We start from the raw sequence: 23984 nt of genomic DNA on the forward strand, positions 1-23984 counted from the left end.
ATGTCCGTATCCCGACTCGATGCCTGCTTCCAGCGCCTGCGCGAACAGCAGCGCAAGGCGCTGATTCCCTTCATCACCGCAGGTGATCCCTCGCTGGAAGCCACCGTGCCGGTCATGCACGCGCTGGTCGATGCTGGTGCCGACGTGATTGAACTGGGCGTGCCGTTCTCCGATCCGATGGCCGATGGCCCGACCATCCAGCGTAGTTCCGAACGCGCGCTGGCGCGGGGAGCCGGCAGCCGCTATGTGCTGCAGGCGGTGGCGCAGTTCCGGGAGCGTGATGCGCACACCCCGGTGGTGCTGATGGGCTACCTGAACCCGGTGGAGATCCACGGCTACGCTGCCTTCGCCGGGGCGGCCGTGCAGGCTGGCGTGGACGGGGTGCTGCTGGTCGACCTTCCGCCGGAAGAAGCCGTTGAAGCGCAGCAGGCCTTCGATGCAGCGGGCCTGGCGCTGGTCCTGCTGGCGTCGCCGACCACCAGCCAGGCGCGTGCCGACAAGCTGCTGGCCCTGGCTCGTGGCTACCTTTATTACGTCAGCTTTGCCGGCGTGACCGGCGCCTCCGAGCGCCTGGACAGCGACGCCGCCAGCGCCCGCCTGCAGGCGTTGCGCGCGCGCGCCTCGGTGCCGGTGGTGGCGGGCTTCGGCATCAAGGACGCCGGCAGTGCCGCAGCCATGGCCCGCCAGGCGGATGGCGTGGTGGTCGGAAGTGCGCTGGTGGCGGCGCTGGCCGAAGCGGGCTCGGCTGAAGACGCGGCCCAGCGTGCGCGGGCGTTCCTCGCCCCGCTGCGGCAGGCGCTGGACGCGTAGCGGTAATGCTGGCCGCTGGCCGGCATCGTCCGTACCCACCCGCGTGCAGGGCCGCCGGCCAGCGGCCGGCACCGCGCAGCACCTAAACGTACGTCCCAGCATGGTTTTTCCGGCTGCCCCGTAGCTGGCAAGGGGGTGCACGGCCGGGGAAAGCGGAGCTAGACTGTCCGCCTTTGCGGCCCATGGGCCGCCCTGAACGGAAGTGTCCTCCCGCATGAGTTGGCTCAGCAAGTTGATGCCGTCCGGCATCCGCACCGACAACACCCCCAGCAAGAAGCGCAGTGTCCCCGAGGGCCTGTGGGAAAAGTGCAGCAACTGCGGCAGCGCGTTGTACCGTCCGGAACTGGAAGAGAACCTGGAGGTCTGCCCGAAGTGCGGCCACCACATGGCGATCCGCGCGCGTGCGCGCCTGGCGGCCCTGTTCGATGCCGACAGCACCACCGAGATCGGTGCGCGCCTGGGACCGACCGACCTGCTCAAGTTCAAGGATCAGAAGAAGTACAGCGAGCGCATCAAGATCGCGCAGAAGAACACCGGCGAATACGACGCGCTGATCGCCATGCGCGGCCTGCTCAAGGGCCGTGCGCTGGTCGCCTCGTCGTTCGACTTCGCCTTCATGGGGGGCTCGATGGGCTCGGTGGTGGGCGAGCGTTTCGCGCTCGCCGCAGAAACCGCGGTCGAGATCGGTGCGCCTTACGTGTGCTTCTCGCAGAGTGGCGGCGCGCGCATGCAGGAAGGCCTGTTCTCGCTGATGCAGATGGCCAAGACCTCCGCTGCGCTGGGCAAGCTGCGTGAAGCCGGGCTGCCGTACATCTCGGTGCTGACCCATCCGACCACCGGCGGCGTTTCGGCGTCGTTCGCGATGCTGGGCGACATCAACATCGCCGAACCGCAGGCACTGATCGGCTTCGCCGGCCCGCGCGTGATCGAGCAGACCGTGCGCGAGAAGCTGCCGGAAGGTTTCCAGCGTTCGGAGTTCCTGCTGGAGCACGGTGCCATCGACCAGATCTGCGATCGCCGCGAACTGCGCGACCGCCTGTCCGATCTGCTCGCCATGCTGGGTCGGCAGCCCGCGCCGCAGGTAGCCTGATGGGTGCCCGCAAGTACTTCGGCACGGACGGCATCCGTGGCCGGGTCGGGCAGGGCGTGATCTCGGCCGACTTCGTGCTGCGCCTGGGCAATGCGCTGGGCCGTGTCCTGCTCGCCCAGCGTGGCCAGGACGGACGCCGGCCGATCGTGGTGATCGGCAAGGACACCCGCATTTCCGGCTACATGTTCGAGGCGGCGCTGGAGGCCGGCCTGGTCGCCGCCGGTGCCGACGTGCAGCTGCTGGGTCCGATGCCGACCCCGGCGGTGGCGTTCCTGACCCGCACGCTGGGCGTGGACGCCGGCATCGTCATCAGCGCCTCGCACAACCCGCATTACGACAACGGCATCAAGTTCTTCTCGGCCCAGGGCGAGAAGCTCGACGATGCCACCGAGCTGGCCCTGGAGGCGGCGCTGGACGTTCCGTTCACCACCGCCGAATCGGAAAAGCTGGGCAAGGCATTCCGTGCACGCGAAGCGGTCGGCCGCTACATCGAATTCTGCAAGGCCAGCGTGCCGCGCACATTCGATCTGCGTGGCCTGCGCCTGGTGCTGGATTGCGCGCATGGTGCCACCTACCAGATCGCGCCGCTGCTGTTCCGCGAACTGGGTGCCGAGGTGATCGGCATCGGCGCCGAGCCCAATGGCATCAACATCAACGCCGGCGTGGGCTCCACCCATATCGACAACCTTGCGGCCAAGGTCCGCGAGACCGGCGCCGATCTCGGTATCGCCTTCGATGGTGATGGCGACCGCGTGCTGATGGCCGACGACCAGGGCAACCCGGTCGATGGCGATGACCTGCTGTACATCCTGGCCCGTGCCTGGAAGGCCGAAGGCCGCCTGCGCGGCCCGGTGGTCGGCACGCTGATGAGCAACTATGGCATCGAGAAGGCCCTCGCCGACCTGCAGATTCCATTCGTTCGCAGCAATGTCGGCGATCGCTACGTGCACCAGGCGCTGATCGAAGGCGGTGGTGTGCTCGGCGGTGAAGCCTCCGGCCACCTGCTGTGCCTGGACCGCGCCACCACGGGGGACGGCATCGTCAGCGCCCTGCAGGTGCTGGTCGCGCTGCGCAACAGTGGGCAGACCCTGCGCCAGGCGCTGAAGGGCCTTGTGCGGGTACCGCAGAAGACCGTGAACGTGCGTCTGGGCAATGTCCCGGCCAAGACTGCGGTGCAGTCTGAAAGCGTGCAGTCCGCGCTGGCTGTGGCGCAGCAGGCTGTCGCCGGCCGTGGCCGCGCGTTCCTGCGCCCGTCCGGTACCGAGCCGGTGGTGCGGGTCACGGTCGAGGCCGATGACGCCACGCTGATGCAGGACACGCTGGACCGCCTGTCCGCAGCGGTGCGTGAAGCCGCTGCCTGAAGCGCGTGCACATACGCACCAACGAAAAACGCCCCGCAAAGCCGGGGCGTTTTTCATTCAACCGGCAGGGGCGTGGTGCTTATGGCCCCGGCACCATCTTCTTCTGGCGCGCTTTGAAGCCATTGAACAGTGGCGCGATCAGCGGGTTGTAGCTCTGCGCGATGCGCTTGCGCAGCCAGCTGGCCGGGCGGTTGCGGATCGCGAAGCGGTAGATCCGCTCCGGATCACCGCCGACCACGTTGCGGCCGAACGGGTGGGTGGTGTGCAGGTAGCGGAAGCCCTGCTCGCGTGCCACCTCGATGTGGTCCTGGTCGAAATCGCCGTAGGGCCAGCACAGCGTATCGGACACCTCGCCGAGCTTGTCCTGCAGGACGTCGCGCGAGATCGCCAGATCCCGGCTGAGGCCCGCACGGCGCTGCGCACGGTCCAGATCGTCGCGGCGCAGCCAGCGGGTGTGGGTGTGGGTATGGCAATGCACTTCGAAGGTGCCGGCGGCAATGGCCGCGCGTGCTTCGCTCCAGCGCATCATCACGTCGTCGCTGCGGTCCTGCTCGTAGATCGCCGCTTCGCAGCCACGATGGTCCGGCGTCGACGGCAGTGCCGCGCCGGCAATGCCGGCGTGCGGACGTTCCGGGCCTTCGCCCATCCAGCCGGTGACCACGAACACCACCGCGTGCATGCCGTACTTCTGCAGGATCGGGTGCGCATACACCCAGTTGTCGAGATAGCCATCGTCGAAGGTGATGACGATCGACTTGCGCGGCACCGGCTTGCCGGCCAGGAAGCCGGCGTACTGCTCCAGCGTCAGTGAGGTCCAGCCATTGGCTGCCAGCCACGCAATCTGGCTTTCGAAGTTCTCCGGCGACACGGTGATCATGCCCGGCGAAGGGCTGACGTGGTGGTGCATCAGCACCGGAACGGTTCGTGCATCAGCCATGTCCCAGCTCCTTCAGCCACTGGTGGTAGTAGTGTTCGGTCGCTTCACCGTGGCCGTCCGGCGTGAAGCGATGTGCGCCGTGCATCCACTCCCAGCCAGCGCGCCCCATCTGCCGTCGCCGTTCCGGGTCGTCCACCAGCAGGCGCAATGCACCTGTCAGGGCGGCATTGTCACCCAAACGGGTGAGAATCGCATTGCTGCCATCGATCACCATTTCCGGCACGCCGCCCACCCGCGTGGCGACGATCGGTACGCCCACGTAGGCCGCTTCCAGGAATACGGTGCCGGCCGCTTCCTTGTGCGAAGCCAGTGCGAAGATGTCGAAGCCGGCCATCAGCCTGCAGGCTCCATCGCGGTAGCCGAGCAGGTGGACCTGGCGCTGCAGCCCGTGCTCGGCGCACATCGCCTGCAGTCGTTCCGTCACGGCCTGGCCATCACCGACAATCACCAGGTGAAGGTCCGGGTTGGCTTTGCACAGCGGCACCATCGCCTGCAGCAGGTCGGCATGGCCTTTGGGCTCACGCAGCACGGCCACGCAGCCGACCACGATGTCCTGCTCGCCGAAGCCAAGCTCGGCACGCACTTCCGCGCGTACGTCCTGCAGGCACTGCCAAGGATCGGCCTTGCGGATATCACTCCAGCGTGGAGGCACCGCGATCGGCGGCACGATACCAATGCGCTCGGCTGGAATGCCGCGGTCGACCAGCAGTTGCTTGACGAAGCTGCTGACGGTCAGCACCCGGTGTGGAAGCTTGGTATAGGTCAGCAACGAGTTGACCGGGCTCATCAGATGGCGCGAGCGCACCACCAGCGGCGTGCCGCCCAGGCGTGCACCGGCGGCGGCGATCAGCGCATCGCGGCGGCTGGTGGTATTGACCACGTCGAAGCGTTCGCGGCGCACCAGCCGCGATACCGACCACATGCCGCGCAGCAGGCGTGCCAGGCCACCCATGCGCAGCGTATGCACGGTGAATCCGTCCTCGCGTGCCAGTGTGGCCAGGCGTGCATCGGGCTGGCACAGCAATGACACCTCATGGCCACGCGCGCGCATCACCTGCATGTGCCGGAAGATGTAGATCTCCTGCCCGCCCATTCCCTTGGCGGCTTCGGTATGCAGGATGCGCAGAGGACGGTTCATGCAGGATCGGTCCTTGAAGATCAGCGGTTGCGGAAGCGGGTCAGCGCTTCCCATGCAGAGCGGATGGCTGCGGCGTCCGGAGCCTGCTGCGGCAGCGGGCGGTAGTGCCGGTCGAGCGCGGTGGCGTTGCCGAACTTGTCGAATACGTAGATGGCATCGCCATGGCGTACAGCGCGTTGCGACCAGCTCTCCACCACCAGTGCACGTTCGCTGGCGGCGGGCGTGGCCAGCAGGTCCTGGCCGGTACTGAAGTCCGTCAATGCGTTCTCGCAGCCCAGCGCATGGCGCATCAGCGTCGGTACCCAGTCTTCGTGCGAGCTGGTGCGGACGTCGCGGCCAGCGGCCCTGCCTGGCCAATGCAGCACGAACGGGACCTGCAGCTGGTAATCGGAGAAGTTGCCGTTGTGGCCCCAGTAGTTCAGCTTGAGGTCGTTGAACTCTTCGGCATGGTCACCGGTGACCAGCACGATGGTGTCCTCGGCCAGGCCCTGCGCGCGCAGGTCGTCCAGCAGCGAACCGATCAGGCTGTCGGCATAGTGCACGGCAGTGCGGTAGCGGTTGAGTTCCGGCGTCGGGTCGTGGTCCGGGCCGAAGGACAGGAAGTCGATCTCCTTGGCCATCGGCGTGGCTACCGGTGGGTAGCTGGCGGGCAGGTGGTAGCCGGCGTGGGTGGCGTCGAGGAACACGAAGCCGAACCATGGGTGCTGCGCCGCCTGGCTGCTGCGGATGTCATTCCGCAGCGCGGCGACGATGGCTGCGTCGCGCTTGTCGGGGGTCAGGGCGGAAGGGCCCTGGTGCAGCCGGTCGCGCACATCGGCAAATGCCGTGCGATCGAATTCCGGGCTGTACAACGGCGCGCTGCCGTACAGGTGCAGGTCGTAGCCCTGCTGGCCCAGCACCTGGAACAGCTGCGAGCCGCGCTGTTCGTCCAGCATGCTCTGCCAGTAGCCGCCGGGCAGGCCGTAGAGCAGGCCGAACAGGCCGTAGCGGGTGGCATTGCCGGTGCTGAAATGGCGATCGAACACGCGCGCGTCCTGCGCCAGCGCCGACGTGTTGGGCATCAGCTGCGGCGTCAGCACGTCCTGGCGCAGCGATTCCAGCACCACCATCAGCACATTGGGGCGGTGTGGGTTCTGGCAACGCAGGGGCTGGAGCGGATACAGCAGCTGCGCATGGCGCGGGTCGGGCAGGCCCGCCTGCTGTTCGCTTATGACCCCGAGCCTGCGCATGAAGCTCTTGGCGGTGATCGGCTGTGCCCAGGGCAGGTAGTTCCACTGCGCGATGACGGCACGGTCGCCGCGGGCATCGTAATAGGCCGTGGCGGCTTGGCCGCCGGCCATCAGCAGCGCAACGATGGCCCACCCCTGCAGGACCCGGCGGCGGCGCGGCCGGGCGGGCAGCAGCTTCCAGCATGCCCAGGCCAACAGTCCTTCAGCCGTGAAGATGGCGGCCACCAGCAGTCCGGCCTGCAGCCAGGTCTTCCACGACAACGCGACCTGGTCCTGCAGCGCACCGCCGAACACCATGTTCACCACCATGGCATTGAGGTGAAACCGATACAGAGTGAAAACCTTTGCATCAACCAGCAACAGGCACAGCCACAGGCCCTGCAGCAGCAGGGCGCTGAGGCTCAGGGGGCGTGCGCTGCGCGGCCAAAGGCCCATCAGCAGCGGCAGCAGGCCGGCGAGGGCGCCGAATGCCAGCAGGTGACCGGGCAGGGCAACGGCCAGATAGGCCAGGCCCACGCTGCCCCCCGGGTTGTCGGCCAGCGGTACGTTGCCGAGCGTGATCGCCATGGCCAGCAGCGCGTTGCCGGCCACGAACAGCGACCACCAGGCCAGGCGGCGCCAGTGGCGTGCGGGGCCGGAGGGCAGGGCGGTGTCGGCAGAGGGAGCAGGGCGCATGAGGGACTGGGGCGGCGGGTGATGCAGGCGGCGGGATCCCCGGGGTGACAGAATCGTGGGGCCGCGCGCGGGTCGCGCATTGTATCTGTTTGTTTCTTCGTATCGGGTGGCGTCCCCCGGGCGATCTGTCACAATGTTCAGGTGGGCCATGAATGCGCTGGCCCCCCAGACCCAATGACAAGCCAGGAACCGCTGTGAGCCAGATCCCCACCCTCGACATCACCCGTTTCGACAGCGACCGCGAGGCCTTCGTGGCCGAGCTGGGCGCGGCCTACCGCCAATGGGGATTCGCGGGCATCCGCAACCACGGCATTCCGCAGGCCGACATCGATGCGGCCTACGATGCCTTCAAGGCCTTCTTCGCCCTGCCCGAAGAGGTCAAGCGCAAGTACCACGTGGCCGGCAGCGGCGGCGCCCGCGGCTACACCCCGTTTGGGGTGGAGACGGCCAAGGGCTCCAAGCACTTCGACCTGAAGGAGTTCTGGCACATCGGCCGCGAGATCGCCGACGACTCCAAGTACCGCGATGTGATGGCGCCGAACCTGTGGCCGACCGAGGTCGAGGGCTTCCGTGAGCGCGGCTATGGCCTGTACCAGGCACTGGACAACCTGGGGTCGCGCGTCCTGTCGGCGCTGGCCCTGCATATCGGCCTGCCGGCAGACTTCTTCGCCGACAAGACCAACTTCGGCAACTCGATCCTGCGCCCGATCCACTACCCGCCGATCACCACCGACGACATCCCGAACGTGCGTGCTGGTGCCCATGGCGACATCAACTTCATCACCCTGCTGGTCGGTGCCAGTGCCGCAGGCCTGGAAGTGCAGTCGCATGATGGCGAGTGGGTGCCGTTCACGTCAGACGCGGACACCATTGTGGTCAACATCGGCGACATGCTGCAGCGCCTGACCAACCACGTGTATCCGTCGACCATCCACCGCGTGGTCAATCCCCCGGGCGAGCTGGCGCGCCAGCCGCGCTACTCGGTGCCGTTCTTCCTGCACCCGAACCCGGACTTCCTGATCGACGTGCTGCCCTCGTGCATCACCCCGGAGAACCCGAGCCGGTACCCGGAGCCGATCACCGCCCACGGCTTCCTCGAGGAGCGCCTGCGCGAGATCAAGCTGAAGTAAAGAGAAGTGAGGCCGCCGAAAGGCGGCCTTTTTCTTTGCAGGGCTGCACCCTGCACCCGCAGAGGCCAAAGCCAAAGTCAAAGCCAAAGCCAAAGCCAAAGCGGCTCTGGGGTGTTCCGTGGGGAGGCGGGGAGGTGTCGGATGGCGGGGACGCCGTGGACCCATCCCTGGGGGCTTGGCCGCGGCATCCTGCCGCGGACACCCCGCCATCCGACACCTCCCCGCCTTCGACAGTTTCCCGGTGACGGTGGGTAAATCGCGATTCCCGGTGGGTGTCGACCTTGGTCGACGCGGTAGATCCAGGCCTTGCGTGGATGAGATCTGTCGGATCGAAGTGGGGTAGGGGCTGGTCCAACCCGGCAGCCACCCGCAATGCCGCTTTTGCATTTGCTCTTCTTTTTTCTTTCCGTGGCGGGCGGAACCGCTGGAATGTGTCAGAGGCCGGGCGGGTGGGGATGCCGCGGCCAAGCCCCCAGGGACGAGTTTACGGCGTCCCCCGCCATCCCCACCCGCCCGGCCAAGCCCGCCAATCCAACCGGGCTTTCCGCGACCAACCCAACCAAACTCCCGCCACGAGGCGCTGCGCCGTTGGCTGAAAATCCATGTAACCGCTTACACGGAAACGGATTTTTGCCGTAACGGGTATCATGACCGGCTGACTTCACACAGGAGCCACCCGCTCATGCGCCGCAAGATCGTCGCCGGAAACTGGAAGCTGCATGGCAGCCGTCAATTCGCCAATGAACTGCTGGGGCAGGTGGCCGCCGGGCTTCCGCTGGAGGGGGTGGACGTGGTGATCCTGCCGCCGCTGCCCTACCTGGGGGAGCTGGTCGAGGACTTCGGCGAGACCGGCCTGGCCTTCGGCGCGCAGGACGTGAGCAGCAACGAGAAGGGCGCCTACACCGGCGAGGTCTGCGCGGCCATGCTGGTCGAGGTTGGGGCCCGCTACGGCTTGGTCGGCCATTCCGAGCGCCGCCAGTACCACCATGAGAGCAGCGAGCTGGTCGCGCGCAAGTTCGCCGCCGCCCAGCACGCCGGCCTGGTGCCGGTGCTGTGCGTGGGCGAGACCCTGGAACAGCGCGAGGCCGGGCAGACCGAAGCGGTCATCGCCAGCCAGCTGGCGCCGGTGCTGGAGCTGGTCGGCGCGGCAGGTTTCGCCAATGCTGTGGTCGCCTACGAGCCGGTCTGGGCCATCGGTACCGGCCGTACCGCCAGCAAGGAACAGGCACAGCAGGTGCACGCGTTCATCCGTGGCGAAGTCGCGCGCATCGATGCTAGAATCGCTGATTCACTGCCCATTGTTTACGGCGGTAGCGTGAAGCCCGACAATGCCGGGGAACTGTTCGCGCAGCCGGATGTCGATGGTGGGCTGGTCGGCGGCGCCTCCCTGGTGGCCGCGGACTTCCTGGCCATCGCACGGGCGGCGGCCGCGAACTAATCCTAGAAGTATTGTCCGAGGGCGGTTTCCAATGCTGATGTTGATCCTCAATGTCGTCTACGTGCTGGTCGCTGTGGCCATGATCGCGCTGATCCTGATGCAGCGTGGCTCGGGTGCGGCGGCAGGTTCGGGCTTTGGTGCTGGTGCCTCGGGCACGGTGTTCGGTGCGCGCGGCGCCTCGAACTTCCTGTCCAAGTCGACCAAGTGGCTGGCCGTGGTGTTCTTCGGCATCAGTCTCTTCATGGCCTGGTATGCCGGTCACGGCAGCCGCCCGGCGGCCGACCAGGATCTGGGCCTGATGTCCGCCCCGGCGGCCAGCGCGCCGGCGGCTCCGGCGGGCGAACTGCCGGCCGTTCCGAAGGCCGATGCGGTCCCGGCCGCCCCGGTTCCGGCGGCGAATGTGCCGGCTCAGGCGGAATCTTCGGTTTCTGGTGAAGAAAAGCCTTCGGAAGGCTCCCAGAAACACTGAAGCCGGTTACAATACGCGGCGCATCGGGAAGATAGTCTGATGTGATCGTTTGCCCAGGTGGCGGAATTGGTAGACGCACTACCTTGAGGTGGTAGCGACGCAAGTCGTAGGGGTTCGAGTCCCCTCTTGGGCACCATTTGTAAGTAAAGCGGGTTCGTCTGGCGCGCAAGGCGCCAGGCAGATTCCCGTCCACTCCCCCATGCCAAAGCGCCTGCAGGCGCGGCGGCAGAGGCAAGAGAGAATCGCTGTGCTGGCCGAATATTTGCCGTCTCTGCTGTTTCTGATCGTTGCCACCGGTATCGGCGTTACGCTGATGCTGGTTGGTCGATTCCTCGGTCCCCGCCGCCCCGATCTGGAAAAGCTCTCGCCGTACGAGTGCGGCTTCGAGGCCTTCGAAGACGCGCGCATGAAGTTCGATGTGCGCTACTACCTGATCGCGATCCAGTTCATCGTCTTCGACCTGGAAATCATCTTCATCGTGCCGTGGACCCAGGTCTTCATGGAACTGGGCGCCCGCTCGCTCATCACCATGGGCCTGTTCGTCGGCATGCTGTTCCTCGGTTTCATTTACGTCTGGAAGAAGGGAGCGCTGGAATGGGAGTGATTCAGACTCTCGATGGCCTCATGAACAACCCCACGCCGGAAGGCCGGGTTGATGACATCCTGCGGCCGGAAGGCGACAACCCGCTGCTGGAGAAGGGCTTCGTCACTACCAGCGTCGATGCACTGCTGAACTGGGCGCGCACCGGCTCGATGTGGCCGATGACCTTCGGCCTGGCCTGCTGCGCCGTCGAGATGATGCACGCCGGTGCCGCGCGCCTGGACCTCGACCGCTACGGCGTGGTGTTCCGCCCGTCGCCGCGTCAGTCCGACGTGATGATCGTGGCCGGCACCCTGGTCAACAAGATGGCCCCGGCGCTGCGCAAGGTCTACGACCAGATGCCGGACCCGAAGTGGGTCATCTCGATGGGTAGCTGCGCCAACGGTGGCGGCTACTACCACTACTCCTATTCTGTGGTGCGCGGCTGTGATCGCGTGGTGCCGGTGGACGTCTACGTCCCGGGCTGCCCGCCGACCGCCGAGGCGCTGGTGTACGGGATCCTGCAGCTGCAGAAGAAGATCTGGCGTACACAGACCATCGCCCGCTGACCCCTTCACCTGACAAGAGCGCGCCAAGCCCCCATGGCAGAGCAAGCATCCTTCATCGACCGACTGTCCGCACGTTTCGCTGGTGCGAAGGTCATCGTGGTCGAACCCCGCGGCGAAGTGACGCTGGAAGTGCCTGCCGCCGAGTGGCACGCCACCGCCCTGGCGCTGCGTGACGAGTTTGGTTTCGAGCAGGCCGTGGATCTGTGCGGCGTCGACTACCTTGGCTACGGCTCCGACGAGTGGGACACCGCCGATGTGTCCTCGCAGGGCTTCAGCCGTGGCGTCGAAGGCAAGGCCCAGGGCCGCTTCGCGTGGGGCGAGTTCCCCACCGAGGAAAACGGTGCCGACGGTGCCCGCCCGCAGCACATGCCGACCCAGCGCTTCGCCGTGGTCGCCCAGCTGCGTTCGTACCAGCACAACCTGATGATGCACCTGCGCTGCTTCGCCCCTGACGAAGCGCTGCCGGTGGTGTCCTCGCTGACCGGCATCTGGCCGGGCCTGAACTGGTTCGAGCGCGAAGCGTTCGATCTGTACGGCGTGATCTTCGAAGGCCACCCGGACCTGCGCCGGATCCTGACCGACTACGGTTTCGTCGGCCATCCGTTCCGCAAGGATTTCCCGCTGATCGGCAATGTCGAAGTCCGCTACGACGAAGAAAAGAAGCGCGTGATCTACGAACCGGTCACCTCGGTGGAGCCGCGTGTCGGCGTGCCGCGCGTGATCCGCGACGACGCCCGTCTGCAGACCGCAGAAGGTGAGCGCGCGCAGGAGGCAGTGAAGTGAGCCACGTACACCAGGCTGGCGAAGCGTTCGCCAGCAACGCCGCCGAAAGCCGGCAGGAAATCCGCAACTACACCATGAACTTCGGCCCGCAGCATCCGGCCGCTCACGGTGTGCTGCGCCTGATCCTGGAAATGGACGGTGAAACCATCATGCGCGCCGACCCGCACGTGGGTCTGCTGCACCGTGGTACCGAAAAGCTGGCCGAGTCCAAGCCGTTCAACCAGTCGATCGGCTACATGGATCGCCTGGATTACGTGTCGATGATGTGCAACGAGCACGCCTACGTGCGCGCGATCGAGACCCTGATGGGCATCGAGGCGCCGGAGCGTGCCCAGTACATCCGCACCATGTACGATGAAATCACCCGCATCCTCAACCACCTGATGTGGCTGGGCTCCAACGCGCTCGACCTGGGCGCGATGGCGGTGATGCTGTACGCCTTCCGCGAACGCGAAGAGCTGATGGACTGCTACGAAGCGGTTTCCGGCGCGCGCATGCACGCGGCGTACTACCGTCCGGGCGGTGTCTACCGCGACCTGCCGGACCACATGCCGAAGTACAAGGAATCGCGCTGGCACAAGGGCAAGGTGCTGAAGCAGCTCAATGCTTCGCGCGAAGGCTCGCTGCTGGACTTCCTGGAGAACTTCACCGTCGAGTTCCCCAAGCGCATCGACGAATACGAAACCCTGCTGACCGACAACCGTATCTGGAAGCAGCGTACCGTCGGCATCGGCGTGGTCACTCCCGAGCTGGCCCATCAGTGGGGCATGACCGGCGTGATGCTGCGCGGCTCGGGCATTGCCTGGGACCTGCGCAAGAAGCGTCCGTACGCCAAGTACGATGCCGTCGATTTCGACATCCCGCTGGGCAAGGAAGGTGACTGCTACGACCGCTACCTGGTCCGCGTTGCCGAAATGCGCGAATCCAACCGCATCATCAAGCAGTGCGTGGCGTGGCTGAAGGCCAACCCGGGCCCGGTGATGGTGAAGAACTTCAAGGTCGCTCCGCCCAGGCGCGAGGACATGAAGGACGACATGGAAGCGCTGATCCACCACTTCAAGCTGTTCAGCGAAGGCTACTGCGTACCGGCCGGCGAGACCTACTCGGCGGTGGAGGCCCCGAAGGGCGAGTTCGGCTGCTACCTGGTCTCCGATGGCGCCAACAAGCCGTTCCGCGTGCACCTGCGCGCGCCGGGCTTCGCCCACCTGTCCTCGATCGATTCGGTCGTGCGCGGCCACATGCTGGCCGACGTGGTGGCGATGATCGGTACCTACGACCTGGTGTTCGGCGAGGTTGACCGGTAATGCCGTCCGCTACGCCAACGCCCGCTGCAGGCAGCCGGCGCAAGCCGGCGCCGCAGTTTCTGGAATTTCACGTTATGCATTTCGCTGAGGTCGGCCGATGAAGGCGACAGGTAATTTCGAGGCGGCGCGCGACGTCGACCCGATGGTGGTGCTGAGCGACAAGACCCGCGCTCACATCGATCACTGGCTGTCCAAGTTCCCGCCGGATCGCAAGCGCTCTGCCGTGCTGCAGGGCCTGCATGCGGCCCAGGAGCAGAACCAGGGCTGGCTGACCGACGAGCTGATCGCCGCCGTGGCCAAGTACCTGGACCTGCCGCCGGTCTGGGCCTACGAGGTCGCCAGCTTCTACTCGATGTTCGAGACCGAGAAGGTGGGCCGCAACAACGTGGCCATCTGCACCAACATCAGCTGCTGGCTCAATGGCGCCGAAGACATCGTGCGCCACTGCGAGAAGAAGCTGGGCATCAAGCACGGTGAATCGACCCCGGATGGCCGCGTCTACCTCAAGCGCGAGGAAGAGTGCCTGGCCGGCTGCGGCGGCGCACCGATGATGGTCATCAACGGTCACTACCATGAGCGTCTGACCCTGGAAAAGGTCGACGAGCTGCTGGACGGGCTGGAGTAAGGGCATGGCACATCACCACGAATCCAAGGGTCCGGTCGGCCCCGCGCCGCTGCCGCACCAGGTGGTCTACACCACCCTGCATTACGACACCCCGTGGTCGTACGAAAGCTACCTGAAGACCGGTGGTTACGCCGCCCTGCGCAAGATCCTCGAAGAGAAGATCCCGCCGGAGCAGGTCATCGAGATGGTCAAGGCCTCGGGCCTGCGCGGCCGCGGTGGCGCAGGCTTCCCGACCGGCCTGAAGTGGTCCTTCATGCCCAAGGGCAACATGCAGAAGTACATCCTCTGCAACTCGGACGAATCCGAGCCGGGCACCTGCAAGGACCGCGACATCCTGCGCTACAACCCGCACTCGGTGGTGGAGGGCATGGCGATCGCCTGCTACGCCACCGGTTCGACCGTGGGCTACAACTACCTGCGCGGTGAGTTCCACCACGAGCCGTTCGAGCACTTCGAGCAGGCCCTGGCCGACGCCTATGCGAACGGCTGGCTGGGCAAGAACATCCTCGGCAGCGGCGTGGACATCGACATCTACGGTGCGCTGGGCGCCGGCGCCTACATCTGCGGTGAAGAAACCGCGCTGATGGAATCGCTGGAAGGCAAGAAGGGCCAGCCGCGCTACAAGCCGCCGTTCCCGGCAAACTTCGGCCTCTACGGCAAGCCGTCGACGATCAACAACACCGAAACCTACGGTTCGGTGCCGGCGATCATCCGCAACGGCCCGGAGTGGTTCAAGGGCCTGAGCCTGACCGCCAACGGCGGCCCGAAGTGCTTCTCGGTGTCCGGCTGCGTGCAGAACGGCGGCAACTTTGAAGTACCGCTGGGCACCACCTTCGACGACCTGCTGGAAATGGCCGGTGGCCTGCGTCCGGGCCGCAAGCTCAAGGGCGCGATTCCGGGCGGCGTGTCGATGCCGGTGCTGACCGCGGCCGAGCTGAAGGGCCTGCCGATGGACTACGACACCATCCGTGCGCTGGGCTCCGGCCTGGGTTCGGGGGCCATCGTGGTGCTCGACGACAGCGTCTGCTGCGTCAAGTTCGCCTGCCGCATCAGCCAGTTCTTCCACAAGGAATCGTGCGGCCAGTGCACGCCGTGCCGTGAAGGTACCGGCTGGATGCACCGCGTGCTGGAGCGCATCGTCGCCGGCAAGGCCACGATGGAAGACCTGCACCAGCTGAAGGCGGTGGCCGGCCAGATCGAAGGCCACACCATCTGTGCGTTCGGTGAAGCGGCTGCATGGCCCATCCAGGGCTTCCTGCGCCAGTTCTGGGACGAATTCGAGTACTACATCGTCAACGGTCATTCGATGGTTGACGGCAAGAAGGTGGAGGCAGCCGCCGCATGAGCGCGCAACCCGTAAACCCGAACGTGCCACCAGACCACGTGACCATCGAGATCGATGGCAAGTCGCTGGTCGTGCCCAAGGGTTCGATGATCATCCAGGCGGCCGACAAGGCCGGCATTCCGATTCCGCGCTTCTGCTACCACGAGAAGCTGCCGATCGCCGCCAACTGCCGCATGTGCCTGGTGGACGTGGAGAAGTCGCCGAAGCCGGCGCCGGCCTGCGCTACCCCGGTGATGGACGGCATGAAGGTCGCCACCCGCAGTGAGAAGGCACTGAAGTTCCAGCGCTCGGTGATGGAGTTCCTGCTCATCAACCATCCGCTGGACTGCCCGATCTGCGATCAGGGCGGCGAGTGCGAGCTGCAGGACGTATCGCTGGGCTATGGCCGTTCGGTCAGCCGTTTCAACGAGCGCAAGCGCGTGGTGCCGGACGAGGACATGGGGCCGCTGGTGGCCACCGAGATGACCCGTTGCATCCAGTGCACCCGCTGCGTCCGCTTCACCGCCGACGTTGCCGGTACTTACGAACTGGGTGGCATGTACCGCGGTGAGAACCTGCAGATCGGCACCTTCGACGGCAAGCCGCTGACCACCGAGCTGTCGGGCAACGTCGTCGACGTCTGCCCGGTCGGCGCGCTTACCAACAAGGTGTTCCAGTTCCGCGCCCGCCCGTGGGAGCTGACCGCGCGCGAGTCGCTGGGCTACCACGACGCGATGGGTTCGAACCTGTTCCTGCACGTGCGTCGCGGCGAAGTGCTGCGCACCGTGCCGCGCGACAACGAAGCGGTGAACGAGTGCTGGCTGTCCGACCGCGACCGCTACTCGCACCAGGGCCTGTACAGCGAAGACCGCGCGGTCAAGCCGCTGCGCAAGGTCAATGGCGAGTGGAAGGAAGTGAGCTGGGCCGAAGGCCTGGCCGCAGCCGCCGGGATCCTCAAGGCGAACCAGGGCGACAACCTGGGCGTGCTGGTGCATCCGTCGACCTCGAACGAGGAGGGTGCGCTGCTGGCCCGCCTGGCCAAGGGCCTGGGCTCGGGCAACATCGACCACCGCATCAACAACCGCGATTTCTCCGACGCCGCAACCGCCGAAGTGTTCGGCCTGCCGCTGGCCGAGATCGAAGGCGCCGACCGCATCGTCGTCCTGGGCAGCAACATCCGCCACGAACTGCCGCTGCTGCACGCCCGCCTGCGCAAGGCGCAGACCACCAAGGGCGCGAAGATCCACGTCATCAATCCGGTGGACTTCGACTTTGCCTTCAGCATTGCCGGCAAGCAGATCGTCGCACCGTCGAAGTTCGTCGATGCGCTGGCCAGCAGCGAGCTGCGTTCGGCAGTGCAGGGCGGCAACAACACCGTGCTGATCGTCGGTGGCATCGCCGAGAATCACCCGCAGGCTGCCGCGATCCGCGCCGCGGCGCGTGACTTCGCCGCAGCGACCGGTGCCAAGCTGTGCCGCATCCCGCAGGGCGCCAACGCCGTGGGCCTGACCCGCGCCGGCGTGCTGCCGGCCGGCAGGGACGTCGCCGCGATGCTGGCGCAGCCGCGCCAGGCCTACGTGGTGTACGGGCTGGAGCCGGGCCTGGACTTCGCCGATGCACCGGCCGCGCGCAAGGCGCTGGTGGGTGCCCAGGTGGTGGCGTTCAGCCACTTCGCCTGCGCCTCGACCCGCGACGTTGCAGACGTGATCCTGCCGATCGGTGCGCTGCCGGAAATCGATGCCACCCTTACCAACCTCGACGGTCGCGAGCAGTCGGCCCGTGCCGGCGGCAAGCTGCCGGGCGAGGCCCGTGAAGGCTGGCGCGTGCTGCGCGCCCTGGGCGGCGACATGGCGCTGGCCGGTTTCGACTTCACCGACCTGGCCGGACTGCGTGCCAGCCTGGCCCCTGTGTCGGTCAGTATTGCCGCTTCGGCACAGCCGGCGGTTGCCGGTGAAGGCCTGGAAGTGGCTTCGACCGCCGCGATCTACCGCACCGATGCGGTGGTCCGTCGCGCGCCGGCGCTGCAGTCGCATCCGCTCAGCAACGCCCCGCGCATCGTGCTGAACGCTGAAGATGCCGCTCGCCTGCAGCTGCAGGAAGGGCAGATGGCCAAGGTCGGCACCGATGCCGGCAAGGCCACCCTGCCGGTGGTGGTCGACGCCCGCGTCGCAGCGGGTTCGGTCTGGATTGAATCGGGCCACGGCGCGACCGCGCCGCTGGGTGCCGCTCGCGTATCGGTGGTGGCTGCATGAACGAATTGCTGTTGAACGCGGTCGACCCGCTGCACCAGTGGCTGCTGGGCCTCGGTGACATCGGCGCGCTGATCTGGATCATCCTGAAGATCCTGGTGATCGCCGTTCCGGTGATCATCTCGGTGGCCTTCTACGTGGTCTGGGAACGCAAGCTGATCGGCTGGATGCACGTCCGCCACGGCCCGATGTATGTGGGCATGGGCATCTTCCAGGCCTTCGCCGACGTCTTCAAGCTGCTGTTCAAGGAAGTGGTCCAGCCGAGCAGCGCCAACAAGGCGATCTACCTGCTGGCCCCGCTGATCACCCTGGCCCCGGCCTTCGCGGCCTGGTCGGTGGTCCCCTTCGATTCGCAGATCGTGCTGTCCAACGCCAACGCCGGCCTGCTGTACCTGCTGGCGATGACCTCGCTGGGCATCTACGGCATCATCCTGGCCGGCTGGGCGTCCAACTCGAAGTACGCGTTCCTGGGTGCGATGCGCGCCTCGGCACAGATGATCAGCTACGAAATCGCCATGGGCTTTGCCCTGGTCGGCGTGATGATCGCCTCGGGCAGCCTGAACCTGAGCAACATCGTGATGGCGCAGGCCGGCAGTTCCGGCTTCTTCGACTGGTTCCTGCTGCCTTTGTTCCCGCTGTTCGTCATCTACTGGGTGTCGGGCGTGGCTGAAACCAACCGCGCGCCGTTCGACGTGGTGGAAGGCGAATCGGAAATCGTCGCCGGCCACATGGTCGAGTACTCCGGCGGCGCGTTCGCCCTGTTCTTCCTGGCCGAATACGCGAACATGATCCTGATCAGCTTCCTGATCTCGATCTTCTTCCTCGGCGGCTGGCTGAGCCCGGTCCAGGGCTGGGTCAACTTCGGCGATGTCTCGCCGCTGGTCGACTGGGTCTGGAAGGGCGGCGCGCCGTGGCTGTTCGTCAAGGTGTTCTTCTTCGCCAGTGCCTACATCTGGTTCCGTGCCAGCTTCCCGCGCTTCCGCTACGACCAGATCATGCGCCTGGGCTGGAAGGTCTTCATCCCGCTGGCCATTCTGTGGATCGCGGTTACCGCCGTCATGGTGTTCTTCGGCGTGATTCAAAAGGGCGTCTAAAGTGATGAACAGGATTACCCATTACTTCAAGAGCCTGCTGCTGCTCGAACTGCTGGCGGGCCTCTGGCTGACGCTGAAGTACAGCTTCAAGCCGAAGTACACGATGATGTACCCGATGGAGAAGTTCCCGCAGTCGCCGCGCTTCCGTGGCCTGCACGCGCTGCGCCGTTACCCCAACGGCGAAGAGCGCTGCATTGCCTGCAAGCTGTGCGAAGCGGTGTGCCCGGCGCTGGCCATCACCATCGACTCGGCCAAGCGCGAGGACGGCACCCGCCGCACCACGCGCTATGACATCGACCTGTTCAAGTGCATCTTCTGCGGCTTCTGCGAGGAAAGCTGCCCGGTGGACTCGATCGTCGAAACCCACATCCTCGAGTACCACTTCGAGAATCGTGGCGAAAACATCGTTACCAAGCCGCAGCTGCTGGCCCTGGGCGACCGTCTCGAAAACGAGATCGCCGAGCGTCGTGCCGCCGATGCCGCTTACCGCTGAGGTCGAGAGATGGATTGGGTAAATATCGCTTTCTGGGTGTTCGCCATCGCGGCAACGGTTTCGGCCGGTGCGGTGATCAGCGTGCGCAACCCGGTTCACGCCGTGCTCTGCCTGGTGCTGACCTTCTTCTCCATTGCCTGCGTGTGGCTGCTGGTGGGCGCCGAGTTCCTCGGTGTGGCGCTGGTGCTGGTCTACGTCGGCGCGGTGATGGTGCTGTTCCTGTTCGTGGTGATGATGCTGGACATCGACCCCACCAAGCTGCGTGAGGGCTGGGTGCGCTACCTGCCGGTCGGCCTCATCGTCGCCGTCGCGATGCTGGTGCAGATGCTGATCCTGATCGGCGTCAAGGCGCGTTCGGCCACGCCGTTCCCGGCCGACAACGCCGCTGCGGTCGCCGCCGACACGTCCAACATCACCTGGCTGGCGCGCACGTTGTTCACCGAGTACCTGCTTCCGTTCGAGTTCGCCGCCGTCATCCTGACCGTGGCCGTGGTTGCTGCCGTGATGCTGACCCTGCGTCGCCGCACCGGCGTCAAGAGCCAGAACCCGGGTGAGCAGACCATGGTCAAGGCCGGCCAGCGTCTGCGCATGGTCAAGATGGGTGCCGAGGCCCCGGTCGTGCACAGCAACAGCAAGCCGGCCACCGGCGAGGAGACCCAGCCGTGATTACCCTTGGCCACATCCTTGCGCTTGGCGCGGTGCTGTTCGCCATTAGCCTGGCCGGCATCTTCCTCAACCGGAAGAACGTCATCGTCCTGCTGATGTCGATCGAACTGATGCTGCTGTCGGTGAACATCAACTTCGTCGGCTTCTCGCGCCAGCTGGGCGATCCGTCCGGCCAGCTGTTCGTGTTCTTCATCCTGACCGTCGCCGCCGCGGAAGCCGCCATCGGCCTGGCGATCCTGGTGACCCTGTTCCGTACCCGCCGCACGATCAATGTCGGCGAAGTCGATTCGTTGAAGGGCTGATCCACAGATGGAAATCACTCTCTCCAAGAGTCTGTTGATCGCAGTGGTGCTCGCACCGCTGTTCGGCAGCATCATCGCCGGCCTGTTCGGTCGCCAGGTCAAGCGCTTCGGCGCGCAGACCATCACCATCCTCGGCGTCGCGGTGGCCTGCGGCCTGTCGATGTACACGTTCTACCAGTTGATGTGGGGCGGCGCGCAGCCGTTCAACCAGAACATCTACACGTTCTTTGAAGTCGGCCAGTATTCGGCGCACGTCGGCTTCATGGTCGACAAGCTGACCGCGATGATGATGGTGGTGGTGACCTTCGTGTCGCTGCTGGTCCACATCTACACGATCGGCTACATGCAGGACGACCCGGGCTACCAGCGGTTCTTCAGCTACATCTCGCTGTTCACCTTCTCGATGCTCACCCTGGTGATGAGCAACAATTTCCTGCAGCTGTTCTTCGGCTGGGAAGCGGTGGGCCTGGTGTCGTACCTGCTGATCGGCTTCTGGTTCAAGCGCCCGACCGCGATCTTCGCCAACATGAAGGCGTTCCTGGTCAACCGCGTCGGTGACTTCGGCTTCCTGCTGGGCATCGCCGGCGTGCTGTGGGTGTTCGGCACCCTGGACTACTCGCAGGTGTTCTCGCAGGCCGGCATGCTGGCTGACCCGCGCGCCCAGCTGCAGATCTGGGACGGCACCATCCTGGGCATGCAGCTGCTGAACGAGCCGGTGATCTGGTCGATCGCCACCGTCATCTGCATCTGCCTGTTCATTGGTGCCATGGGCAAGTCGGCCCAGGTCCCGCTGCATGTGTGGCTGCCGGACTCGATGGAAGGCCCGACCCCGATCTCGGCACTGATCCACGCCGCGACGATGGTGACAGCCGGTATCTTCATGGTCACCCGCATGTCACCGCTGTTCGAGCTGTCGCAGACCGCGCTGAACTTCGTGCTGTTCATCGGTGCCACCACCGCGTTCTTCACCGGCCTGATCGGCATCGTGCAGAACGACATCAAGCGCGTCGTCGCGTATTCCACGCTGTCCCAGCTGGGCTACATGACGGTTGCACTGGGCGTGTCGGCCTATTCGGCCGCCGTGTTCCACCTGATGACCCACGCCTTCTTCAAGGCCCTGCTGTTCCTGGGCGCCGGCTCGGTCATCATCGCGATGCACCACGAGCAGGACATGCGCAAGATGGGCGGCCTGCGCAAGTACATGCCGATCACCTTCATCACCATGTGGATCGGTACCCTGGCGCTGGTGGGTACGCCGTTCTTCTCCGGCTTCTACTCGAAGGACACCATCATCGAGGCGGCCGAGCTGCACGCGCACCTGTCCAACAACTGGGTGGCCACCTACGGCTACTGGGCCGTACTGGGCGGCGTGATCGTCACCAGCTTCTACAGCTTCCGCCTGCTGTTCCTGACCTTCCATGGCAAGGAACGATTCCGCGACACGCATGATGACCACGCGCATGGCCATGGCCATGACGAGCACCATGCCGCCGACGCCCACCACGGCGATGCGCATCACGACGACCACGGCCATGGCCACGGTCCTCATGAGCCGCACGAAACCCCGTGGGTGGTGACCCTGCCGCTGATCCTGCTGGCCATCCCTTCGATCGCCATCGGCTTCTTCAGCATCGGTCCGATGCTGTATGGCACCGACTGGGCCGGCCACCACGCGCACGACGCCATCAAGGGACAGGCGCATACGTTCTTCACCGGCATCGTCGACTTCTACGATCCGGCCAAGAACACCATCGGCTTCCTGGGCGAGGAGTTCCATGGCCCGGTCGCGTTCGCGCTGCACGGCATGATGGCGCCGGCGTTCGTGCTGACCGTTGCGGGCTTCCTGCTGGCCGCACTGTTCTACCTGTGGAAGCCGGACCTGTCGGGCAAGGCCCGCAAGACCTTCGCTCCGCTGGTTTCGGTGCTGGAAAACAAGTACGGCTTCGACAAGCTGTGGATCGATGGCTTTGCCGGTGGCAGCGTCAAGCTGGGCAAGGTCTCGCGCTGGATCGACAGCAACATCGTCGACGGCGTGGTCAATCTCTCGGCACGTGTTGTGGACGTCGCAGCCGGCGTGCTGCGTCGTACCCAATCCGGTTTCCTCTATCACTACGCCTTCGCGATGATCATCGGCCTGATTGCCCTGCTGGGCGTGCTGATGCATTACCTGCGTTGATGACCTGTACGGAATAAGAAGACGTGTCGAACTGGCCTCTACTCAGTGTCCTCATCTGGCTGCCGATCATCGGTGGCGCCCTGATCCTTGCGATCCGTGATGCGCAGACCGCCCGCTGGGCGTCGCTGGGCGTAGCGGTGCTGACGTTCGTGGCGAGCCTCTCGCTGCTGAGCGGCTACAACGCGGGCGTCGACGGTCTGCAGTTCGTCGAGACCCACGCCTGGATCCCGGCGTACAAGATCGGCTACAACCTGGGCGTGGACGGCATTGCCGTGGCGCTGATCCTGCTGACCACCCTGGTCAGCGTGCTTGCCCTGATCGGCGCCTGGAGCGCCATCGACAAGCGCGTGAACCAGTACGTGGCGGCCTTCCTTATCCTGGAAGGCGTCACCGTGGGCATCTTTGCTGCGACGGACGCGATGCTGTTCTACGTGTTCTTCGAAGCGATGCTGATTCCGATGTTCCTGATCATCGGTGTCTGGGGCGGCCCGCGCCGCATCTACGCCGCGCTGAAGTTCTTCCTGTACACCTTCCTCGGCTCGGTGCTGATGCTGGTGGCGCTGATCTACCTGTACATGAAGGGCGGCAGCTTCCAGCTGGCCGACCTGTACGCACTGCCGCTGTCGGCCAAGGAACAGACCTGGATCTTCTTCGCCTTCCTGATCGCCTTCGCGGTCAAGGTGCCGATGTTCCCGGTCCACACCTGGCTGCCGGACGCCCACGTGGAAGCGCCGACCGCCGGTTCGGTGATCCTGGCCGCGATCGCCCTGAAGATCGGTGGCTACGGCTTCCTGCGCTTCAACCTGCCGATCGTTCCGGACGCGTCGCAGGAATGGGCCTGGCTGGTGATCGCGTTGTCGCTGATCGCAGTGATCTATGTCGGCCTGGTCGCCCTGGTGCAGGACGACATGAAGAAGCTGATCGCCTACTCGTCGATCGCGCACATGGGCTTTGTCACCCTCGGCACCTTCATCGCCCTGTGGCTGGTGCGTGAAGCCGGCAACGCCGATGCCGCCCGCCTGGGCCTGCAGGGCGCCATGGTGCAGATGATCTCGCACGGCTTCGTGTCCGGCGCCATGTTCTCCTGCGTCGGCGTGCTGTACGACCGCATGCACAGCCGCCGCATCGCCGATTACGGCGGCGTGGTCAACGTGATGCCGTGGTTCGCCACCTTCGCCATGCTGTTCTTCATGGCCAATGCTGGCCTGCCGGGTACCAGCGGCTTCGTCGGCGAGTTCATGGTCATCCTCTCGGCCTTCCAGCGTAATCCGTGGATCGCCCTGGGCGCGGCCACCACCCTGATCATCGGCGCCGCCTACACCCTGTGGCTGTACAAGCGCATCTTCTTCGGCGAAGTGGCCAACAGCCATGTGGCCGAACTGAAGGACATCAACGGCCGCGAATGGCTGGTGCTGGGCGTGTTCGCCATCGGCGTGCTGGCCCTGGGCATCTACCCCAAGCCGCTGACCGACCTGATGGAGCCCTCGATCGCGAAGCTGGCGATGCAGATCGCATCCAGCAAGCTGCTGTAATTCCAGGATT

The 23984-nt window shown here is 65.6% G+C and carries 22 protein-coding genes and 1 tRNA gene; 20 read left to right on the forward strand and 3 right to left on the reverse strand.

Annotated elements, in window-relative coordinates; all coding sequences use genetic code 11:
- The 3 genes from trpA to glmM all read left to right on the forward strand — a co-directional run bounded on the left by trpA (window position 1) and on the right by glmM (window position 3261).
- On the forward strand, window positions 1-810 hold the full coding sequence (gene trpA, locus AC5P9W_RS07175; protein WP_019660594.1) for a tryptophan synthase subunit alpha: 810 nt from the start codon (window positions 1-3) through the stop codon (window positions 808-810).
- Window positions 811-1024: 214 nt separating this feature from the next.
- The gene (gene accD, locus AC5P9W_RS07180; RefSeq protein ID WP_019660593.1) at window positions 1025-1900 is read left to right on the forward strand and encodes an acetyl-CoA carboxylase, carboxyltransferase subunit beta; all 876 of its coding nucleotides are present in this window, start codon (window positions 1025-1027) and stop codon (window positions 1898-1900) included.
- On the forward strand, window positions 1900-3261 hold the full coding sequence (glmM, locus tag AC5P9W_RS07185; protein WP_111102200.1) for a phosphoglucosamine mutase: 1362 nt from the start codon (window positions 1900-1902) through the stop codon (window positions 3259-3261). Before accD ends, glmM begins: the two co-directional genes overlap by 1 nt.
- A 79-nt stretch (window positions 3262-3340) precedes the next feature.
- Here glmM and AC5P9W_RS07190 read toward each other — a convergent pair whose 3' ends face one another.
- From AC5P9W_RS07190 to AC5P9W_RS07200, 3 genes are read right to left on the reverse strand one after another with little or no spacing between them, the layout of a single operon-like run.
- Entirely contained in the window at window positions 3341-4198 is an 858-nt protein-coding gene (locus AC5P9W_RS07190) for a polysaccharide deacetylase family protein (protein ID WP_021203418.1), read from the reverse strand.
- Window positions 4191-5336: a glycosyltransferase family 4 protein gene (locus AC5P9W_RS07195; protein WP_058981121.1), complete on the reverse strand. Its 1146-nt coding sequence runs from the start codon at window positions 5334-5336 to the stop codon at window positions 4191-4193. Before AC5P9W_RS07195 ends, AC5P9W_RS07190 begins: the two co-directional genes overlap by 8 nt.
- A 20-nt stretch (window positions 5337-5356) precedes the next feature.
- Window positions 5357-7240, reverse strand: a complete 1884-nt coding sequence (locus AC5P9W_RS07200) for a DUF3413 domain-containing protein (protein WP_495218995.1) — start codon at window positions 7238-7240, stop codon at window positions 5357-5359.
- Between the two features lie 152 nt (window positions 7241-7392).
- Between AC5P9W_RS07200 and AC5P9W_RS07205 the strand changes: the two genes are divergently transcribed.
- The 17 genes from AC5P9W_RS07205 to AC5P9W_RS07285 all read left to right on the forward strand — a co-directional run bounded on the left by AC5P9W_RS07205 (window position 7393) and on the right by AC5P9W_RS07285 (window position 23974).
- Entirely contained in the window at window positions 7393-8370 is a 978-nt protein-coding gene (locus tag AC5P9W_RS07205; RefSeq protein WP_050563262.1) for an isopenicillin N synthase family dioxygenase, read from the forward strand.
- 682 nt (window positions 8371-9052) lie between these two features.
- Window positions 9053-9808, forward strand: a complete 756-nt coding sequence (gene tpiA / locus AC5P9W_RS07210) for a triose-phosphate isomerase (protein WP_021203422.1) — start codon at window positions 9053-9055, stop codon at window positions 9806-9808.
- 31 nt (window positions 9809-9839) lie between these two features.
- Window positions 9840-10277, forward strand: a complete 438-nt coding sequence (gene secG / locus AC5P9W_RS07215) for a preprotein translocase subunit SecG (RefSeq protein ID WP_019660586.1) — start codon at window positions 9840-9842, stop codon at window positions 10275-10277.
- A 51-nt stretch (window positions 10278-10328) separates the two neighbouring features.
- Window positions 10329-10413, forward strand: a tRNA-Leu gene (locus AC5P9W_RS07220).
- Between the two features lie 111 nt (window positions 10414-10524).
- Entirely contained in the window at window positions 10525-10881 is a 357-nt protein-coding gene (locus AC5P9W_RS07225; protein WP_010486426.1) for an NADH-quinone oxidoreductase subunit A, read from the forward strand.
- Window positions 10872-11426 carry a NuoB/complex I 20 kDa subunit family protein gene (locus AC5P9W_RS07230; RefSeq protein WP_005410463.1) on the forward strand — a complete coding sequence of 185 codons (555 nt, stop codon included), beginning with the start codon at window positions 10872-10874 and terminating at the stop codon, window positions 11424-11426. Before AC5P9W_RS07225 ends, AC5P9W_RS07230 begins: the two co-directional genes overlap by 10 nt.
- Window positions 11427-11459: 33 nt before the next feature.
- Window positions 11460-12209: an NADH-quinone oxidoreductase subunit C gene (locus AC5P9W_RS07235; protein ID WP_005410462.1), complete on the forward strand. Its 750-nt coding sequence runs from the start codon at window positions 11460-11462 to the stop codon at window positions 12207-12209.
- On the forward strand, window positions 12206-13513 hold the full coding sequence (locus AC5P9W_RS07240) for an NADH-quinone oxidoreductase subunit D (protein WP_495218996.1): 1308 nt from the start codon (window positions 12206-12208) through the stop codon (window positions 13511-13513). The genes AC5P9W_RS07235 and AC5P9W_RS07240 overlap by 4 nt, the downstream gene beginning before the upstream one ends.
- Before the next feature lie 97 nt (window positions 13514-13610).
- Window positions 13611-14138 carry an NADH-quinone oxidoreductase subunit NuoE gene (nuoE, locus tag AC5P9W_RS07245; protein ID WP_014647867.1) on the forward strand — a complete coding sequence of 176 codons (528 nt, stop codon included), beginning with the start codon at window positions 13611-13613 and terminating at the stop codon, window positions 14136-14138.
- A 4-nt stretch (window positions 14139-14142) separates the two neighbouring features.
- Window positions 14143-15483, forward strand: a complete 1341-nt coding sequence (nuoF, locus tag AC5P9W_RS07250; protein ID WP_005417934.1) for an NADH-quinone oxidoreductase subunit NuoF — start codon at window positions 14143-14145, stop codon at window positions 15481-15483.
- A complete protein-coding gene (gene nuoG / locus AC5P9W_RS07255) occupies window positions 15480-17714 on the forward strand; it encodes an NADH-quinone oxidoreductase subunit NuoG (protein ID WP_206621215.1) in 2235 nt (744 codons plus the stop codon). The genes nuoF and nuoG overlap by 4 nt, the downstream gene beginning before the upstream one ends.
- A complete protein-coding gene (nuoH, locus tag AC5P9W_RS07260; protein ID WP_058982298.1) occupies window positions 17711-18805 on the forward strand; it encodes an NADH-quinone oxidoreductase subunit NuoH in 1095 nt (364 codons plus the stop codon). The genes nuoG and nuoH overlap by 4 nt, the downstream gene beginning before the upstream one ends.
- A 4-nt stretch (window positions 18806-18809) precedes the next feature.
- Complete coding sequence (gene nuoI, locus AC5P9W_RS07265) at window positions 18810-19298, forward strand: NADH-quinone oxidoreductase subunit NuoI (RefSeq protein ID WP_005410456.1); 489 nt, start codon at window positions 18810-18812, stop codon at window positions 19296-19298.
- Window positions 19299-19307: 9 nt separating this feature from the next.
- Window positions 19308-19964 (forward strand): NADH-quinone oxidoreductase subunit J, encoded by a 657-nt coding sequence (locus AC5P9W_RS07270; protein WP_019660582.1) that lies wholly within the window; start codon window positions 19308-19310, stop codon window positions 19962-19964.
- Complete coding sequence (gene nuoK, locus AC5P9W_RS07275) at window positions 19961-20266, forward strand: NADH-quinone oxidoreductase subunit NuoK (protein WP_005417921.1); 306 nt, start codon at window positions 19961-19963, stop codon at window positions 20264-20266. Before AC5P9W_RS07270 ends, nuoK begins: the two co-directional genes overlap by 4 nt.
- Window positions 20267-20273: 7 nt before the next feature.
- A complete protein-coding gene (nuoL, locus tag AC5P9W_RS07280; RefSeq protein WP_019660581.1) occupies window positions 20274-22442 on the forward strand; it encodes an NADH-quinone oxidoreductase subunit L in 2169 nt (722 codons plus the stop codon).
- Between the two features lie 23 nt (window positions 22443-22465).
- The gene (locus tag AC5P9W_RS07285; protein ID WP_019660580.1) at window positions 22466-23974 is read left to right on the forward strand and encodes an NADH-quinone oxidoreductase subunit M; all 1509 of its coding nucleotides are present in this window, start codon (window positions 22466-22468) and stop codon (window positions 23972-23974) included.
- Window positions 23975-23984 lie beyond the last annotated feature (10 nt).

The organism is Stenotrophomonas sp. YJH_SMC_33 (assembly GCF_059372295.1).